Origin of the sequence: Pseudoduganella sp. S-14, from assembly GCF_049913285.1 — a bacterium.
In the GTDB taxonomy this organism is placed as follows: Bacteria; Pseudomonadota; Gammaproteobacteria; order Burkholderiales; family Burkholderiaceae_D; genus Rugamonas.
The window spans coordinates 1,708,374-1,724,371 of record NZ_CP183991.1; the positions used below are offsets into that span (position 1 = coordinate 1,708,374).

19 protein-coding genes and 1 tRNA gene are annotated in these 15,998 nt (G+C 61.9%); 12 read left to right on the forward strand and 8 right to left on the reverse strand.

The features are described 5' to 3' along the window. The first annotated feature begins 11 nt into the window (after positions 1-11). The 5 genes from ACN9MZ_RS07890 to ACN9MZ_RS07910 all read left to right on the forward strand — a co-directional run bounded on the left by ACN9MZ_RS07890 (position 12) and on the right by ACN9MZ_RS07910 (position 6,386). Positions 12-1,277: a sugar MFS transporter gene (locus ACN9MZ_RS07890; RefSeq protein ID WP_426341649.1), complete on the forward strand. Its 1,266-nt coding sequence runs from the start codon at positions 12-14 to the stop codon at positions 1,275-1,277. Continuing rightward, entirely contained in the window at positions 1,264-3,681 is a 2,418-nt protein-coding gene (locus ACN9MZ_RS07895; protein ID WP_426341650.1) for a TIM-barrel domain-containing protein, read from the forward strand. The genes ACN9MZ_RS07890 and ACN9MZ_RS07895 overlap by 14 nt, the downstream gene beginning before the upstream one ends. Before the next feature lie 203 nt (positions 3,682-3,884). Next, on the forward strand, positions 3,885-5,027 hold the full coding sequence (locus tag ACN9MZ_RS07900) for an MlaE family lipid ABC transporter permease subunit (RefSeq protein ID WP_426341651.1): 1,143 nt from the start codon (positions 3,885-3,887) through the stop codon (positions 5,025-5,027). Then, entirely contained in the window at positions 5,024-5,803 is a 780-nt protein-coding gene (locus ACN9MZ_RS07905; RefSeq protein WP_426341652.1) for an ABC transporter ATP-binding protein, read from the forward strand. Before ACN9MZ_RS07900 ends, ACN9MZ_RS07905 begins: the two co-directional genes overlap by 4 nt. Next, positions 5,793-6,386, forward strand: coding sequence for an MlaD family protein (locus ACN9MZ_RS07910; protein ID WP_426341653.1), 594 nt, complete (start codon positions 5,793-5,795; stop codon positions 6,384-6,386). The genes ACN9MZ_RS07905 and ACN9MZ_RS07910 overlap by 11 nt, the downstream gene beginning before the upstream one ends. Before the next feature lie 77 nt (positions 6,387-6,463). Here the strand turns inward: ACN9MZ_RS07910 and ACN9MZ_RS07915 are convergent, their stop codons facing one another. After that, entirely contained in the window at positions 6,464-6,664 is a 201-nt protein-coding gene (locus ACN9MZ_RS07915) for a hypothetical protein (protein ID WP_426341654.1), read from the reverse strand. A 160-nt stretch (positions 6,665-6,824) separates the two neighbouring features. After that, positions 6,825-6,901 (reverse strand) — tRNA-Pro (locus tag ACN9MZ_RS07920). A 93-nt stretch (positions 6,902-6,994) separates the two neighbouring features. On the opposite strand from ACN9MZ_RS07920, the gene arsC reads away from it, so the two are divergent. Beyond that, positions 6,995-7,342, forward strand: a complete 348-nt coding sequence (gene arsC / locus ACN9MZ_RS07925; protein ID WP_426341655.1) for an arsenate reductase (glutaredoxin) — start codon at positions 6,995-6,997, stop codon at positions 7,340-7,342. Beyond that, positions 7,343-8,152, forward strand: coding sequence for a hypothetical protein (locus ACN9MZ_RS07930; protein ID WP_426341656.1), 810 nt, complete (start codon positions 7,343-7,345; stop codon positions 8,150-8,152). 32 nt (positions 8,153-8,184) lie between these two features. Here the strand turns inward: ACN9MZ_RS07930 and ispB are convergent, their stop codons facing one another. Next, positions 8,185-9,135 carry an octaprenyl diphosphate synthase gene (gene ispB, locus ACN9MZ_RS07935; protein WP_426342876.1) on the reverse strand — a complete coding sequence of 317 codons (951 nt, stop codon included), beginning with the start codon at positions 9,133-9,135 and terminating at the stop codon, positions 8,185-8,187. A 228-nt stretch (positions 9,136-9,363) separates the two neighbouring features. On the opposite strand from ispB, the gene rplU reads away from it, so the two are divergent. From rplU to proB, 4 genes are all read left to right on the forward strand, one after another. Continuing rightward, positions 9,364-9,675 carry a 50S ribosomal protein L21 gene (gene rplU, locus ACN9MZ_RS07940; protein WP_055933037.1) on the forward strand — a complete coding sequence of 104 codons (312 nt, stop codon included), beginning with the start codon at positions 9,364-9,366 and terminating at the stop codon, positions 9,673-9,675. Between the two features lie 43 nt (positions 9,676-9,718). After that, entirely contained in the window at positions 9,719-9,979 is a 261-nt protein-coding gene (gene rpmA / locus ACN9MZ_RS07945) for a 50S ribosomal protein L27 (RefSeq protein ID WP_155456463.1), read from the forward strand. Positions 9,980-10,072: 93 nt separating this feature from the next. After that, positions 10,073-11,182, forward strand: a complete 1,110-nt coding sequence (gene obgE / locus ACN9MZ_RS07950; protein WP_426341657.1) for a GTPase ObgE — start codon at positions 10,073-10,075, stop codon at positions 11,180-11,182. A gap of 138 nt (positions 11,183-11,320) precedes the next feature. Continuing rightward, positions 11,321-12,439 (forward strand): glutamate 5-kinase, encoded by a 1,119-nt coding sequence (proB, locus tag ACN9MZ_RS07955; protein ID WP_426341658.1) that lies wholly within the window; start codon positions 11,321-11,323, stop codon positions 12,437-12,439. Between the two features lie 108 nt (positions 12,440-12,547). Here the strand turns inward: proB and nth are convergent, their stop codons facing one another. Next, a complete protein-coding gene (nth, locus tag ACN9MZ_RS07960; RefSeq protein WP_426341659.1) occupies positions 12,548-13,195 on the reverse strand; it encodes an endonuclease III in 648 nt (215 codons plus the stop codon). Next, the gene (gene rsxB, locus ACN9MZ_RS07965; protein ID WP_426341660.1) at positions 13,192-13,869 is read right to left on the reverse strand and encodes an electron transport complex subunit RsxB; all 678 of its coding nucleotides are present in this window, start codon (positions 13,867-13,869) and stop codon (positions 13,192-13,194) included. Before rsxB ends, nth begins: the two co-directional genes overlap by 4 nt. Before the next feature lie 556 nt (positions 13,870-14,425). On the opposite strand from rsxB, the gene ACN9MZ_RS07970 reads away from it, so the two are divergent. Next, positions 14,426-14,758: a hypothetical protein gene (locus tag ACN9MZ_RS07970; protein ID WP_426341661.1), complete on the forward strand. Its 333-nt coding sequence runs from the start codon at positions 14,426-14,428 to the stop codon at positions 14,756-14,758. 16 nt (positions 14,759-14,774) lie between these two features. On the opposite strand, the gene ACN9MZ_RS07975 is transcribed toward ACN9MZ_RS07970, so the two are convergent. From ACN9MZ_RS07975 to ACN9MZ_RS07985, 3 genes are read right to left on the reverse strand one after another with little or no spacing between them, the layout of a single operon-like run. Continuing rightward, a complete protein-coding gene (locus ACN9MZ_RS07975) occupies positions 14,775-15,200 on the reverse strand; it encodes a YeeE/YedE family protein (protein WP_426341662.1) in 426 nt (141 codons plus the stop codon). Continuing rightward, complete coding sequence (locus ACN9MZ_RS07980; protein WP_426341663.1) at positions 15,197-15,625, reverse strand: YeeE/YedE family protein; 429 nt, start codon at positions 15,623-15,625, stop codon at positions 15,197-15,199. Before ACN9MZ_RS07980 ends, ACN9MZ_RS07975 begins: the two co-directional genes overlap by 4 nt. Positions 15,626-15,630: 5 nt before the next feature. Continuing rightward, positions 15,631-15,936 (reverse strand): metalloregulator ArsR/SmtB family transcription factor, encoded by a 306-nt coding sequence (locus ACN9MZ_RS07985; RefSeq protein WP_426341664.1) that lies wholly within the window; start codon positions 15,934-15,936, stop codon positions 15,631-15,633. Positions 15,937-15,998 lie beyond the last annotated feature (62 nt).

Genomic DNA, 15,998 nt, shown 5'->3' on the forward strand with positions numbered 1-15,998 from the left:
AGGAGACAATCATGGCATCCACCGTACCCAACACCACGCCCGCCGCGCCGCCGCAAGCGGAAGGCAGCACACAGAACGGAACGAACAGCAGCGCGCTGGTCATCGTCACGCTGCTATTCTTCATGTGGGGTTTGATTACCTCGCTGAACGACGTGCTGATCCCGCACTTGAAGGCCATCTACACGCTGTCCTACTTCCAGGCGATGCTGGTGCAGCTTTGCTTCTTCGGCGCCTACTTCATCGTATCGCTGCCGGCGGGCGCCCTGATTCGCCGCATCGGCTATCAGAAGGGGGCGGTGGCTGGCCTGCTGATTGCCGCCGGCGGCTGCGTGCTGTTCTATCCGGCTTCGTTCGGCGGCTACGGCTTGTTCCTGCTGGCGTTCTTCGTGCTGGCTTCGGGCATCACCGTGCTGCAGGTTGCCGCCAACCCCTATGTCACTGTGCTCGGTCCGCCGCGCACGGCCTCCAGCCGCCTGAACCTGACCCAGGCCTTCAATTCCCTCGGCACCACCATCGGTCCTTCCGTGGGCGGCATGCTGATCCTGTCGGCGGCCGGGGTGGCCGCGGGTGCCGCCGCCGATGCAGCCACCGTGCGTGGCCCCTACCTGGCCCTGGCCGGTGCGCTCGCCTTGCTGGCTGTGTTGTTCTTCGTCGCCAGACTGCCGCAGATCGCCGATGCTGAAGACGTTTCTCTGGCGGGCGAGGGACATGGTTCGGCCTGGGCTCACCGCCACCTCGTGCTGGGCGCCATCGGCATTTTCCTGTACGTTGGCGCGGAAGTCAGCATCGGCAGTTTCCTCATCAACTTCCTGGGCGAGTCGCACATTGCCGGCCTGGCCCACGCCGAAGCGGCGCATTACGTCAGCATCTACTGGGGCGGCGCCATGGTGGGCCGTTTCATCGGCTTCGTGGTGATGCGCGTTGCCAGCCCGGGCAAGACGCTGGCCGTCAACTCGCTGGTGGCAATCGGCCTGGTGCTGGCGGCTACCTTCGGCAAGGGCAGCGTGGCAATGTGGGCTATCCTGTCAGTGGGCCTGTGCAACTCGATCATGTTCCCGACCATCTTCAGCATGGCGCTGCATGGCCTGGGCAAGTACACAGGCCAGGGCTCGGGCATCTTGTGCATGGCCATTGTCGGCGGCGCGCTGGTGCCGTTTGCGCAGGGCGCGCTGGCCGATGCCATCGGCGTGCAGGCATCGTTCATGCTGCCTGCAGCTTGCTATGCCTTCATCCTGTACTTTGGCGCGAAGTATTCGTCCATGTATGCGGCCCCATAGTGTGGTGGCGGTCCTCGCGCTGTGTGCAGCAAGCGGGCTGCACGCAGAGAGCGTGGAGCGCATGGTGCTCTCGCGCGGCGGCGTGGTGCTTGAAGTATCCGCGCCGGTCAGCGGCATCGTGCGCATCCGCATGGGCCGCGGGAAATTGCCGGAAGATGCCTCGTGGGCGGTGCCGTCCGCGAGGCGCAGCGCGCGCCTGCCGCTGCATGTCACGCGCCGCGGCGAACAGGTGCTGCTGCGTGCGGCGAACATCGCTGCACGCATCGATTTGCGTACCTTGCGGACGGACGTGCTCGATGGCGGAGGCCGGCTGCTGCTGGCCGACCTTGCCGGACGGGCCGCGCTGTCGCCTGAAGGCGGCTTCCGCATGCGCGGGCGCATGGGCGGCGACGATCATGTCTTTGGCCTGGGCGATAAGACCGGCACCTTTGACCGCAAGGGCGGCGCCTACACCATGTGGAACACGGACACCTACAAGTTCACGCAGGCGACAGATCCCCTTTACAAGACCGTTCCCTTCTTCCTGGCTGTGAGCGACCGTGGGCAAGCCCATGGCCTGTTCCTCGACAACACCTGGCGCACCACCTTCGATTTCGGCAAGACCGAACGGGGCGTGCTGTCGATCAGCGGCGAGGGTGGGCCGGTCGATTACTACGTCATGGCCGGCCCTACGCCGAAGGACGTGCTGCAGCAATATGCCCGGCTGACCGGCCCGGCGCCGTTGATGCCGCAATGGGCGTTGGGCTTCCAGCAGTCCAAGTGGAGCTACAAGACAGACGCCGAGGTGCGCGCGATTGCGCGGCGCTTACGCAGTGAAAGGCTGCCTTCCGATGTGATCTACATGGATATCGACTACCAGGATCGCTCGCGCCCCTTCACCGTCAACCGCCAGGCCTTCCCCGATGTGCGGCGGCTCGCCCGAGATCTTCGCGCACAGGGCATCCGCCTGGTGCTGATTACCGACCCGCATATCGCCAATGCTCCCGGCCAGGGCTACGCCGCTTACGACAGCGGCGCAGCGCAAGATCTTTTCCTGAAACTGCCGGGCGGCCTGTATTACTCCGGCGATGTCTGGCCCGGCGCGGCCGTGTTCCCCGACTTCAGCCGCGCCCAGGCACGCCGCTGGTGGGGCGAGCTGTATGCCGGGTTCGTGGACGACGGCGTGGCGGGCTTCTGGAACGACATGAATGAGCCGTCCGTCTTCAATGCGCCGGGCAAGACCATGCCGCTCGAGGTCGTGCACCGGATTGAAAGCGATGACTTCGCGCCGCGCAGCACGTCTCACGCGGAAATGCACAACGTCTATGGGCAGCTCAATTCGCGCGCGACCTACGAAGGCCTGCTGCGGCTGCAGCCCGACGTGCGCCCCTTCGTGCTGACCCGCGCCACCTACGCCGGCGGCCAGCGGTATGCGGCAACGTGGACCGGCGACAACGTCTCGAGCTGGCAGCACCTCAAGATGGGCATGCAGCAGCTTGTCAATCTTGGGCTGAGCGGTTTCTCCTACGCCGGCAACGACGTCGGCGGCTACGCAGGCGAACGCCCGTCACCTGAATTGCTGACGCGCTGGTTCCAGCTTGGCGCCTTCATGCCGCTGTTCCGCGCCCATGCGGAAACCGGGCGGGCCGACCAGGAACCCTGGGTTGGCGACGCGGTGCAGGTCGAGATCCGCCGTCGTTTCATCTCGGAGCGCTACCGCCTGATGCCCTACCTGTATGCCGCAGCGGAGGAAAACAGCCGCACCGGCATTCCTCTGCTGCGGCCAGTCTTCCTCAACTTCCCTTCGGTACTGGCGCATGGCGACCGGCTTGGCGGTTCGGAGGACCAGTTCATGATAGGCGGCGACCTGCTGCTGGCGCCGTCGCCGATGCTTGAATCGCCGGGCGACTACACAGTGGAGCTGCCCGGCAAGGGCTGGTACGACTACTGGACCGGCCGGCGCCTGGACGGCAAAGGGCTTGTCGTCAAACCGGATATCGCCCAGTTGCCGGTCTACGTGCGCCCGGGTGCGATCATCCCCCGCCAGCCCCTGGTGCAAAGCACGGCCTTCATCCCTGAGGGCCGGTTGGAACTTCATGTCTATCCGGGTGTCGGCTGCCAGGGCGACATCTACGCCGACGATGGCGTCAGCTTGGCCTACCAGCGCGGCAGCTTCCTGCGCCAGCGCATTCGCTGCGAGCAAACGCCATCGGGCCTGAAGCTGCTGTTCGAGCAGCGCGAGGGGAGCTGGAAGCCGTGGTGGAATGGCATGGTGCTTTATGTCCATGGATGGAATGCCGGGGCCGCACCGCAAGCGCATGCCTCTGGCGACGCATTGGCCACTTCCGTGGACCGTGAGCAAAATGCCGCTGTCATCCTGGCGCCCGACCTGGCCGGCGGGGTGGTCGACATCATGCGACCGTGAGTCGTTGATGCACAGGGTCCGCCCCAGCCAGCGGCAGGCCGCTTGCAGGCCTCGGCCGCGGCGCCATACCGCCTGGGCGTTGGCCCCTATGTGTGGTGCCGCACAGATCAAGCGAAACCGTCGCGCCTAGACTGACGCAAAGCAACACCAAGCTGTTCACGCATGCGCGGCGACCAGCTTATCCACCACGCTAGGCTGACACCATGCCCAGGGTTCCTGCCAATCCGGCGCGAGCCAATTCGCCCCGCTCGCCACCGGCTATCGTTATCAGCGGCGAAGGCGAGCACCACGCGCTGTCGGGCTCTCTGGTCATCGGCACCCTCGCGACGGCCAGGGACTCGCTGAAGAGCTGGTCGCAGCCCGGAGCCTCGTGCACGCTTGACGTGGCCGGAATCACGCGCCTCGATACGCCTGGCGCCCTGTTCCTGGCAGCCCTTCGCAACATGGGCGTGGCCCTGACTGGCATGCGCCCGGAACATCAAATCCTGTTCGACCTGGTCGCCTCGCTCGAACTGAAACCGCTGCCAGCGGTGGCTTCCGTTCCGCGCTGGCGCCAGCTGGTGACGGCGCTGGGGAAGAGCGCACACGATGCGGGGCGCGAAGCATATTCCCTCGTCACTTTTATCGGACGTGTCGCAAGCTGGACTTGCCACGCCGCGTTACACCCGACTTTGCTCCGTCCGGCGTCGATCTCGCGCCATGTCAGGGAGACTGGCATCCAGGCCTTGCCCATCATCGGCTTGATGGCGGTCATGATCGCGATCGTCATCGGCTACCAGGGTGTCGCGCAATTGCGCCAATATGGCGGGGAAGACCTCACCATCAACCTGGTCGCCGTCTCCGTGTTGCGTGAAATGGGCGTATTAATCACTTCCATCATGGTGGCGGGCCGTTCCGGCTCGGCCTACACGGCTGAAATTGGCGTCATGAAAACGCGTGACGAAGTGGACGCGCTCACTGTGATGGGGCTGGAGCCGATGCAGATGCTGGTGCTGCCACGCGTGATCGCACTGGTCCTGACCTTGCCCGTGCTTGCATTCTTCGCTGACATCATGGGTTTGATGGGCGGGGCGGCCATCGCGCAAGTGCTTCTGCATGTGTCGCCGGCACAATACTTGACGCGCTTGCCGCAAGTTGTCAGCCTCAGCGACCTGATGGTCGGCCTGTTCAAGGCTCCGATCTTCGCCTTCTGCATCGCAGTCATCGCGTGCATGCACGGGCTTCGGGTGAGCGGCACGGCCGAGAGCGTCGGGCGCGAAACCACCCGCTCCGTCGTCAAGTCGATTTTCCTGGTGCTCGTGCTTGACGCACTCTTCTCGATCCTGTTTGAAAAGCTTGGCGTATGAAACCTGCCGCGACCACCATCCTGTCTGCCCGGGGCATCGTCAACCGCTTCGGCAAACAGCTCATACATGACAAACTCGACCTTGATGTCAAGCGTGGAGAGATCATCGGCATAGCCGGCGGCTCCGGTTCAGGCAAGTCAGTGCTGCTGAAGACCCTGATTGGCTTGCATCAGCCGGACGGCGGCGATGTCTTGCTCGATGGCGTGGCGATCAGCACCATTTCAACCCATGAACGCGCCTTTGCGTTCGGCGTACTGTTCCAGCAAGGCGCGCTGTTTTCCTCTCTTTCCGTGGCCGACAACATTATGCTGCCAATGCGCGAACATACGAGCTTGCAGGCCGACGACCGCGAGCAAATCGCCGCGATGAAGCTGGCGCTGACCGGCTTGGACGCGGACAGTGGCCTCAAGTTTCCATCGGCGCTGTCTGGCGGCATGGTCAAGCGCGCCGCATTTGCCCGTGCCCTGGCGCTCGATCCGCAGATTCTTTTCCTCGATGAACCGAGCTCCGACCTTGACCCGATTGCCGCGGCAGGCATTGACGCCCTGATCCAGCAGCTCAATCGCAGCCTGGGGATCACGGCCGTCATCGTCACCCACGATCTCACGACCCTGGTGACCATCTGCGACCGCATCGCCTTGCTGGTTGACCGGAAGCTGACAATCGATACCGCCAGCCAATTGCGAAAATCCAAACACCCGTGGATACACGACTTCTTCCACGGGCCGCGCGCCGAGGGCGCGATGTCAGCCAGGGAGGTGAGCCATGGAAACTGACAGGCGCTATTTTATGGAAGGGCTGTTCATCATCGCCTTTGCCGTTGCCGCCGCCTTGTTTGCCGTCTGGCTAGGCAGCCCGGGGCAGCGCGATGATGTGCTGTACCGCATACATTTCCCGGAATCGGTCGGCGGCCTGACCGTAGGCGACCCGGTGAAGTTCCGCGGCGTTGATGCCGGCACGGTCAAGTCGATCATCAATGATCCGGACGACCCAAGCCTGGTGCAAGTCGACGTGCGCTTGCGCAAAAATACACCGGTCAAGACCGACACCCGGGCCAGCCTTGCCCTCAAGGGCATTACCGGTGTTATCTATATCGAGTTGAGTGGTGGAGGCAAAACCGCCAGGCCCTTGCTTGCAGCGACGCCGCCCGACAAGATTCCCGAGATTCCGTTCCAAAAATCGGGGCTCAAAGCCATGCTCGACGAACTGCCCAAGGCCGTTGAAAAATTCATGGCGATCGAAAACCAAGCCAAGAAGGTCGTGACGGACGTCGGTGCCTTGACCGAGAAGGTCAAGGCCAATCCTTCACTGCTGCTGCGTCGCCCTGATAAGCAAAGCACTGACGACGGCAAAAAATAACAGGGATGTAAGGAGAGGGGGCGCTGGTTTCCACTTCAGCATGCGCCGCAACCGGCTGGCGGACCGCTTTGTCCGGATTATTCGGCCAGGGCTGCCTTTTCTTCGGCGGTCAGGCGCTTCGCCTTCACCTCGACGATTGGAGTGGCGCTAGTTTTAACGCTGGTGATTTGAGCGGCCGGTGCCAGCAATTTTGGCACGGCGGCGGTAGCTGCGGCGGACACGCCGATCAGTACCAAAGCGCCCAGGAAGATGAATTCCATATGCTTGCTGAGTTCCATAGTGTTCTCCATAAAATGTAATTCCTGGAAACATTATGTGGCGGTGCAGCATATAATTCAAATTCAATGTTTCGATAATCATCATTCAAAAATCGAATGACTGAGCAAAGGTGCTCAGCGCGAAGGAATGACGGCAGGCGAGGTGATGGTGGGGAGGGGGTGGTCGGGGTGAGAGGATTCGAACCTCCGGCCTCTACGTCCCGAACGTAGCGCTCTACCGGGCTAAGCTACACCCCGACTGGTATAAGTTAATTCTACACATAATTTTGTGGATTTATCAACTCCCTTGCCGGTGATATAGTGCGGCTTTGAATTAACTTCATTTGCATCATGGGAATCACCATCTATCACAACAACGCGTGCAGCAATTCACGCGGCGCGCTGGCCCTGATCCGCGAGGCGGGCATCGAACCGGAAATTGTTGAATACCTGAAGGCCCCGCCATCGCGGGCAGTGCTGGTCGACCTGATTGCGCGTGCCGGGCTGACGGCGCGTGGCGCCATGCGCGACAAGGGTGACCTGTACGACCAGCTCGGCCTGGCCGACGTATCGCTGTCGGAAGATAAGCTGGTTGACGCCATGATGGCGCATCCAGAACTGATCAACCGTCCTTTCGTGGTGACCGACAAGGGCGTGCGCCTGTGCCGTCCGCCGGAAACGGTCAAAGAGATCCTCTAAGTGCGCAGAGCCTTCGTTACCGCTTTGCTTGCGCTAGCCACCAATGCGCATGCCGACAGCACGGAATGTGAGATCCACAAGCTGGCCACCTACCCATTTTCGCACCGCCCGACAGAGGAGCAGGCTGCGGCCCTGAAGGACTGCAACGCGGACAAGCTGTATTACGGGATCGGCGTGCATTTCGACTATGTGAAGGCGCGCCACTGCGCTTTTGCGAGGGACAGCCAGGATGTCCTGATGATGCTGTACGCGAACGGCTTGGGCGTGCCGCGTAATTATGCGGTGGCGAAGATGGCCGCCTGCCGCTCCGAAACTACCGAGATCGAAGCGCGCCTGGCCCGGTTGGCGCGCATGCAGACCGGCAAGGAAGGCCCGTCGCCGAAGATCGACATGTGTGATGACGCGGCAAACAGCCATCTGCTGTCGCGCTGTGCCGCGATCCAGTTGGACTTGGCCGACCAGGACAGCAACGCGCGTATTGACACCATTTCAGCGCGTTGGAGCGATGCCGGAAAGTCCGCCTTGCAGCAGGTGCGGCGCCATGCGACCGACCCGGCGCAAACTGAGGAAATTCTCAACTCTTTGCTGGACTTCGAGGCGGGCAAGCTGCCCAACTTCACGGTGGCAGATGCCGCCGCAGCCGAGCGCGAATTGAGCCAGATGAAGATCGCACCCGAAAGGCAGCGTAACTGGCTGGCCTACCGCGATGCATGGCTGGCGCTTGGGAAGTTGCGCTATCCTTCGGTCGCGCCGCATGCGTGGAAGGCTTATTTCGCCAAGCGGCGCCTGGCCGCGTTCAAGGCTCAGTAAGAAAAAAGGCGCCGGTCTTGGCGCCTTGTACATTAGTGGCTGCGATCCACCGAGAAGCGGGCCAGCTGCAGCAGGGATTGTTTGTAGACCCCGTCCGGCATGCCGGCAATCGCATCGATGGCGCGCTGTGCGGCCACTTCGGCCGCGCGGCGGGTGTAATCCAGCGCGCCGCTATTGGTGATGGCGGCCAGGATGGTATCGAAGTGCTGCTCGTCGCCGTTCTCGATGCAGGAGCGGACCAGGGCGCGCTGCTCCTCGGTGCCGTTTTCCATCAGCCAGATCAGCGGCAGGGTAGGCTTGCCTTCACGCAGGTCGTCGCCCACGTTCTTGCCGATTTCGGTTGCATCGCCTGCGTAATCCAGCACGTCGTCGATCAGCTGGAAGGCGGTGCCCAGCGAGCGGCCATATTCGCCGGCAGCGGCGATGTCCGCGTCGCAGGCGCCTGCCACCAGAGCACCCAGTTCCGCCGCGGCCTCGAACAGCTTGGCGGTCTTGGAGCGGATCACCTGCAGGTAGCTTTCTTCGGTCACGTCCGGGTCGTGCATGTTCAGCAGTTGCAGCACCTCGCCCTCGGCGATCACATTGGTCGCATCGGACAGGATCTGCATCACGCGCATGGAATCGAGCGACACCATCATCTGGAAGGCGCGCGAGTACAGGAAGTCGCCCACCAGCACCGAAGCGGCATTGCCGAACAGCGCGTTGGCGGTCTGGCGGCCGCGGCGCATTGACGATTCGTCAACCACGTCGTCGTGCAGCAGGGTCGCAGTGTGGATGAACTCCACCACGGCGGCCAATTCGCGATGGCCGGCGCCTTTATAGTGATAGGCATTCGCTACCAGCAGGACCAGGACTGGTCGGATTCGCTTGCCGCCCGCGCTGATGATATATTCAGCGATCTGGTTAACCAGCGCCACTTCCGAGTGAAGGCGCTGGCGAATCACCGAATTGACCGCGTCCATATCGGCGGCAATGGTGCTCATGATGGTGTTCTGGGCGTTGTTCGACAAGGCAAACCTACTGGTAAGGTTGGTAAGAGTGCCGCGATTATACGTTACTCGTTGCCGACATACCACGACAGCCGCCCTTCGACAATACCTTTTGACCGGTTTCCCGATTCTATGTATAATCAGCGGTTCCCCGGCTTTCGCCTTGTTGTTTTTGGGCGTCGAGCAGGAGGGACTTATTAACAATTCAAGAGGTTTCCAATCATGTACGCGGTCATAAAAACCGGCGGCAAACAATACAAAGTTGCTGCTGGCGAAAAAATTAAAGTAGAACAGTTGCCGGCTGACATTGGTTCCGAAATCACTATCGACCAGGTTCTCGCCGTTGGCGCGGGCGACAGCATCAAGTTTGGTGCTCCTCTGGTTGCAGGTGCATCGGTTCTGGTGAAAGTAGTCGCACAAGGTCGTCACGACAAGGTCCGTATCTTCAAGATGCGCCGTCGTAAGCACTACCAGAAGCGTCAAGGCCATCGCCAAAACTTCACCGAAATCCAAATCGTTTCGATCAACGGCTAATCGCTGTTCATCAAGACTCACCGAGCTATCAAGGAGTAACTAAATGGCACACAAAAAAGGCGGCGGTACTACCCGCAACGGTCGCGACTCTGAATCAAAACGCCTGGGCGTTAAAGTGTACGGCGGCCAGTCCATCAACGCTGGTGGCATCATCATCCGTCAACGCGGCACCCCAGTGTCCGCTGGCGAAAACGTCGGTACCGGCAAGGACCACACCCTGTTCGCACTGGTGGACGGCGTTGTGAAGTTCGTGACCAAAGGTCCAGACAGCAAGAAGTACGTTACCGTCGTAGCTGCTGCTTAATACAGCAAATACAGGTACAGTAAGGCGCAAGCCTTCTCTCCAAAAGGCTCTGCCAGTGGTAGGGCCTTTTTTAGTTTTTACAGGTGGTTCACTATGAAGTTTATTGACGAAGCACGCATCGAAGTCATCGCCGGCAGCGGCGGCAATGGCTGCGCCTCTTTTTGCCGTGAAAAATTCCGTCCGTTCGGCGGCCCTGATGGCGGCGACGGTGGCAAAGGCGGCAGCATCTGGGCGGTAGCCGACCGTAACGTCAATACGCTGGTGGACTATCGCTATTCCAAGATGCACCGTGCGGGCAACGGCGAATCCGGCCGCGGCTCCGACTGCTACGGCAAGGGCGCAGACGACATCTTCCTGCGCATGCCGGTCGGCACCCTGATCATCGACGAAGTGTCGGGAGAAATCATCGCCGACATGACCGAACACGGCCAGATGGAAATGCTGGCCAAGGGCGGCGAGGGCGGCTGGGGCAACATCCACTTCAAGACTTCGACCAACCGCGCGCCGCGCCAGAAAACCGACGGAAAGGAAGGCGAACGCCGCGAGTTGCGCCTGGAGCTGAAAGTGCTGGCCGACGTTGGCCTGCTGGGCATGCCGAATGCCGGCAAGTCGACCTTCATCACCGCGGTATCGAATGCTCGCCCGAAGATCGCCGATTACCCGTTCACCACCCTGCACCCGAACCTGGGCGTGGTGCGCGTGTCGCACGAAAAATCGTTCGTGATCGCGGACATTCCTGGCTTGATCGAAGGCGCCGCCGAAGGTGCGGGCCTGGGCCACCAGTTCCTGCGCCACCTGTCGCGCACCGGGCTGCTGCTGCACATCGTCGATCTGGCGCCGTTCGAGGCGACTGTCGATCCGGTGAAGGAAGCCAAGGCCCTGGTCAAGGAACTGCAAAAGTACGATCCAGCGCTGGGCGACAAGCCGCGCTGGCTGGTGCTGAACAAGCTGGACGTGATTCCGGAGGAAGAGCGCGCCAAGCGGGTCAAGGATTTCGTCAAGAAATTCGGTTTCAAGGGCCCTGTGTTCGAAATCTCCGCGCTGTCGCACGAAGGCACGCAGGAACTGGTCAACGCCATCTACCTGCACCTGGAGCAGCAGCGCTACTCCGAGCAGCGCTCGGAAGAAGTGCAGATGACCGAAGAAGCCCGCGGCATCTCGTCCATCGACCCGGACGACCCACGTTTCAAAGTTCTCGATTAAAATCGGGACAACCTCTTATCTTTGCCGCCCCTGCCAACCGCAGGGGCGCGCATTGTCTGCGGCAAGCCGGCATCACCCCGCCCGGCGCATCACCAGAAGTTTCGCGTACCTTTTGTTTGATCAGACTTTTGCCGTCCTATGAATTCGCTTATCCAGAACTCCACCCGCATCATCATCAAAGTGGGCTCCTCGCTCGTCACCAATGACGGCCGCGGGCTCGATCATGCCGCTATCGCCCGCTGGGCCTCACAGATTTCCGCCCTGCGTGCGCTGGGCAAGGAAGTCGTGCTGGTCAGCTCCGGCGCCGTAGCAGAAGGCATGCTGCGCCTGGGCTTCGACAAGCGACCGACGGACATACACGAACTCCAGGCATGCGCCGCCGTGGGCCAGATGGGCCTCGCGCAGATTTATGAAACCAGCTTCCGCGAGCACAGCATCGGCACTGCCCAGGTGCTGCTGACGCACGCCGACCTGGCCGACCGCGAACGCTACCTGAACGCGCGCTCCACGCTGACCACCTTGCTGCGCTTGGGCGTGGTCCCGATCATCAACGAGAACGACACCGTCGTCACCGACGAAATCAAGTTCGGCGACAACGACACGCTGGGTGCGCTGGTGGCGAACCTGATTGAAGCCGATGCGCTGATCATCCTGACCGACCAGCGCGGCCTGTTCAGCGCCGACCCGCGCAAGGACCCTGCAGCCTACCTGATTACCCATGGCCGCGCCGGCGACCCTGCGCTGGAAGCCATGGCAGGCGGCGCCGGTTCCTCGCTGGGGCGCGGCGGCATGCTGACCAAGATCCTGGCGGCCAAGCGGGCCGCCAAGTCCGGCGCACATACCGTGATCGCCTTCGGCCGCGAAGCAGATGTGCTAACCCGCCTGGCAGCCGGCGAGAATATCGGCACCGAGCTCTCCGCACAGACCGGTCACCTGACGGCGCGCAAGCAGTGGATGGCAGACCACCTGCACACTGCAGGCCAGGTTGTGCTGGACGCCGGCGCTGTACAAAAGCTGGTGAAAGAGGGGAAATCCCTGCTGCCGATTGGCGTGATTGAAGTACACGGTGAATTCGGCCGCGGCGCGGTCATCACCTGTGTCGGCGAGGACGGCCACGCCATCGCGCGCGGCATCAGCAACTACACCAGTGCCGAAACCCGCCGCATCAAGCGCAAGCCCTCCGCCGAGATCGAAGCCATCCTCGGTTACGTCGAAGGCCACGAGCTGATCCACCGCGACAATATGGTCCTACTGTAGAACTCGTGTCCCACCATGGGGTCACACCCGAAATGAGACACGAGCTCGACCATTAAATGGAAGAGGCCGTGTCCCGATTCGGGTGTGACCCCAAGGTGGGACACGGGCTCAGGCGTCGGTGGGGGCGGGGGTCTTGCCTTTGAACTCGCACAGGTCGGCGATGATGCAGTTCCAGCACTTGGGCTTGCGCGCTACGCAGGTGTAGCGGCCGTGCAGGATCAGCCAGTGGTGCGCGTCCATCAGGAATTCTTTCGGCACGAACTTCATCAGCTTCTGTTCGACGATATCCACGTTCTTGCCCGGCGCAATGCCGGTGCGGTTGGAGACGCGGAAGATATGCGTGTCGACCGCCATCGCCACTTGCCGGAAGGCGGTATTCAGCACTACGTTGGCCGTCTTGCGGCCTACGCCCGGTAATTGCTCCAGTTCTTCGCGTGTCTGCGGTACTTCGCCGCCATATTGGTCCACCAGGATCTGGCAGGTTGCGATCACGTTCTTCGCCTTGGTCTTGTACAGGCCAATGGTGCGGATGTATTCGGTGAGTTCTTCGAGGCCCAGGTCCAGGATCGCCTGCGGCGTGTTTGCCACTGGATAAAGCTTGCGCGTGGCCTTGTTCACGCCTACGTCGGTTGCTTGCGCCGACAGCAGCACGGCGATCAGCAACTCGAAGGGGGTGGTGTATTCCAGTTCGGTTTCGGGATTGGGATTCGCCTCGCGCAGGCGTTCAAAGATCTGTTGGCGTTTGGCGTTGTTCATTTATTCTTGTCGGCTTCGGCGCGCTGGCGGGCGCGTTCCATGGCGGCGGCGATGATCTGGCGCTTGCGTTCTTTTTCCGCCAGCTCGGCTTCATTTTCCGGCGTCAGGCGTTCCACGGCAGCGGCTTTCGCATGGGCCTTGGCGGCAAGGCGCGCATCGTTTTCTTCGCGCTCGCGGATCAGGCGCGCCAGGCGGAAGTCGTGGCGATCGCGCGCTTCGTCGGCCTGCGCTTGGGTCCAGGCATCCCATCCTGTGGTTTCGGTCACCGGGTACATCACGATGCAGTCGACCGGGCAGGCCGGCACGCACAGGTCGCAGCCGGTGCATTGCTCCGGAATGATGGTGTGCATCTGCTTGGCCGCGCCCATGATGGCGTCGACCGGGCAGGCCTGGATGCACAGCGTGCAGCCAATGCACAGCGATTCGTCGATGAAGGCCACCGCGCGCGGGCGCTCGAAGCCATTGACGGGATTCAGTGGAATGACGGGGCGCCCGGTCACGCTGGATAAGCGGCGGATGCCTTCGGCGCCGCCAGGCGGGCATTGGTTGATGTTCGCTTCACCGGACGCAATCGCTTCCGCATACGGTCGGCAGCCCTTGTAGCTGCACTTCGTGCATTGGGTTTGCGGCAGCACGTCCTCAATGCGGTCGGCCAGGGTTTTCGGATCAGTCACGGCGAAAAGCGGAACGATAAAGCGCTATTATCCAATATCTGCGCGGGCTTTGCGGAAGTTGCTTCGTATAAACTTATATGGGAACATACCGCTTCTTACATCTGGTGGGGAACCATGCATGCTGTGCGGATGATCGGGAATGCGCTATGCCTGCTGCTTGCGTGGCAAGGCCTGGCCGTAGCCGCACCCGCTGTCCGCCTGGCGTCGGAAGAGTGGCCGCCGTTTGTCTCCTCAGCCCTGCCCGATAACGGCCTGTCCGGTGCCTATACAGCCGCGGTCTTCGCGCGTCTTGGCAGCGTGTCTTCCATCGATTACTTCCCGTGGAAGCGGACCATGGAGCTTGGCATGAACGATCCGCACTATGCCGGCTTGCTGGCTGTCTGGCGCACTCCCCAGCGCGAAACCCAGTGCCACTTTTCCACGCCGGTCGGCACCACCATGAATGTGCTGGCATATCTCAAGGACGCGCCGGTCAACGCATCCACGCTCCGCGAGCTGCGCGAGGCGAGCATCGGCATCGTGGCCGGCTATTCCAACGGCGAGGATCGATGGCCTGGTGCGGCGCGGCGTGTTGCATGTGCAGGAAGGTGTCAACGACGAAACCAATCTGCGCAAGCTGCTTGGCAAACGCTTCGAGGCGATGGTGATCGAGAAGCGCGTGCTGCGCCACCTGCTTGCCAGTCACCGTTTCACTCGCGCTGAACGCGAGCGCGTCACCTTCGCGGAAAACCTGTTCCACGAGCGCACCGTCCACATCTGCTTCCAGCGCAACTCTGCCGGCCAGGCGCAGCAACGCGCTTTCAACGAAGCGGCCCGCGACATCGACCTCCCCAAATTCGAACGCGACTACCTGCGCCGCCTCGACACCGACCGCCCGACGGTCAATTGACCTGCCTCAAAGCCGATTAGCTTGGCTTTCCTGCTCGCCTTTCGACAATTTCGAATAGCGCCATCCCGCCAAGCATCGCAATGAAAAAGATCCATGGCTTGCTGCCGCCTGTCGCCAGCGATGCGACTGCCGGACCAGGACAGTAGCCGGCCAGGCCCCAGCCGATGCCGAACGTAAGATTGCCCAGCACCAGGCGGCGGTCGATGTCGCGTTTGGTGGGAATGTTCATCGGGTTGCCAAGCAGTGCGCGCTGGCGCTTGCTGGCGAAGCGAAACGCGAGTGTGCCAACCAGCAGGGCGCCGCCCATCACGAAAGCCAGCGATGGGTCCCATTTCCCGAACAGGTCGAGGAAGCCAATGATTCTGGCCGGGTTGGTCATGCCCGAAACGATCAGGCCTATCCCGAACAGCAGGCCGGCAAGCAGGGAAGTCAGCGCGTTCATGCGAGGCTCCTGACGACGGCAACTGTAGCAAAGCCGGCAGCCATGAAGCACAACGTGGCGACCAGCGAACGGGGCGATAGCCGCGATAGTCCGCACACGCCGTGGCCGCTGGTGCAGCCGGAGCCATATCGCGTACCCACACCGACCAGCAAGCCGGCGGCGGCCAACGTGAACGTGCCCGCATTGACCTGCACGGATGGCAATGCGGCGAATGCGCCATACACTAGCGGTGCGGCCACCAGGCCGCCGAGGAAAGCGAAACGCCAGGCCACATCGCCTTCCGAGGACTGGCCAGGGAAGGCGCGCGACAGCAGGCCTCCCACGATCCCGCTGATGCCGGCAATCCGGCCATTGACCAGCAACAGTATCGCCGTCGCCAGCCCGATCAAGATGCCGCCTGCCAGCGGCGCGTAGTAAGCGCTCATTTGCATCACTCCTTGGGACAGTAAAGTTTGTACAGCACCTGTAGCACGGCCATCGCTTCCGCGCTGGCGATGCTGTAGAAAATCTGCTTGCCTTCGCGCCGCGTGGCAACCATCTCGCCGTTGCGCAATACGGTCAATTGCTGCGACAAGGTGGGCTGTGCGATCCCGGTTGCCGCTTCCAGCTCCCCGACCGAATGCTCGCCTTGCACCAGCTGGCAAAGCAGCAGCAGGCGGTCCTGGTTGGACAGGGACTTCAACAACCCGGACGCGCGACCGGCAGCGGCCTGCATAGCAACGGGATCAATCTTCATATTATATAAAAAAGTATAATATTTGCCGTAATAAAAGCCGGGCACGCAGGCCCGGCCGGCTG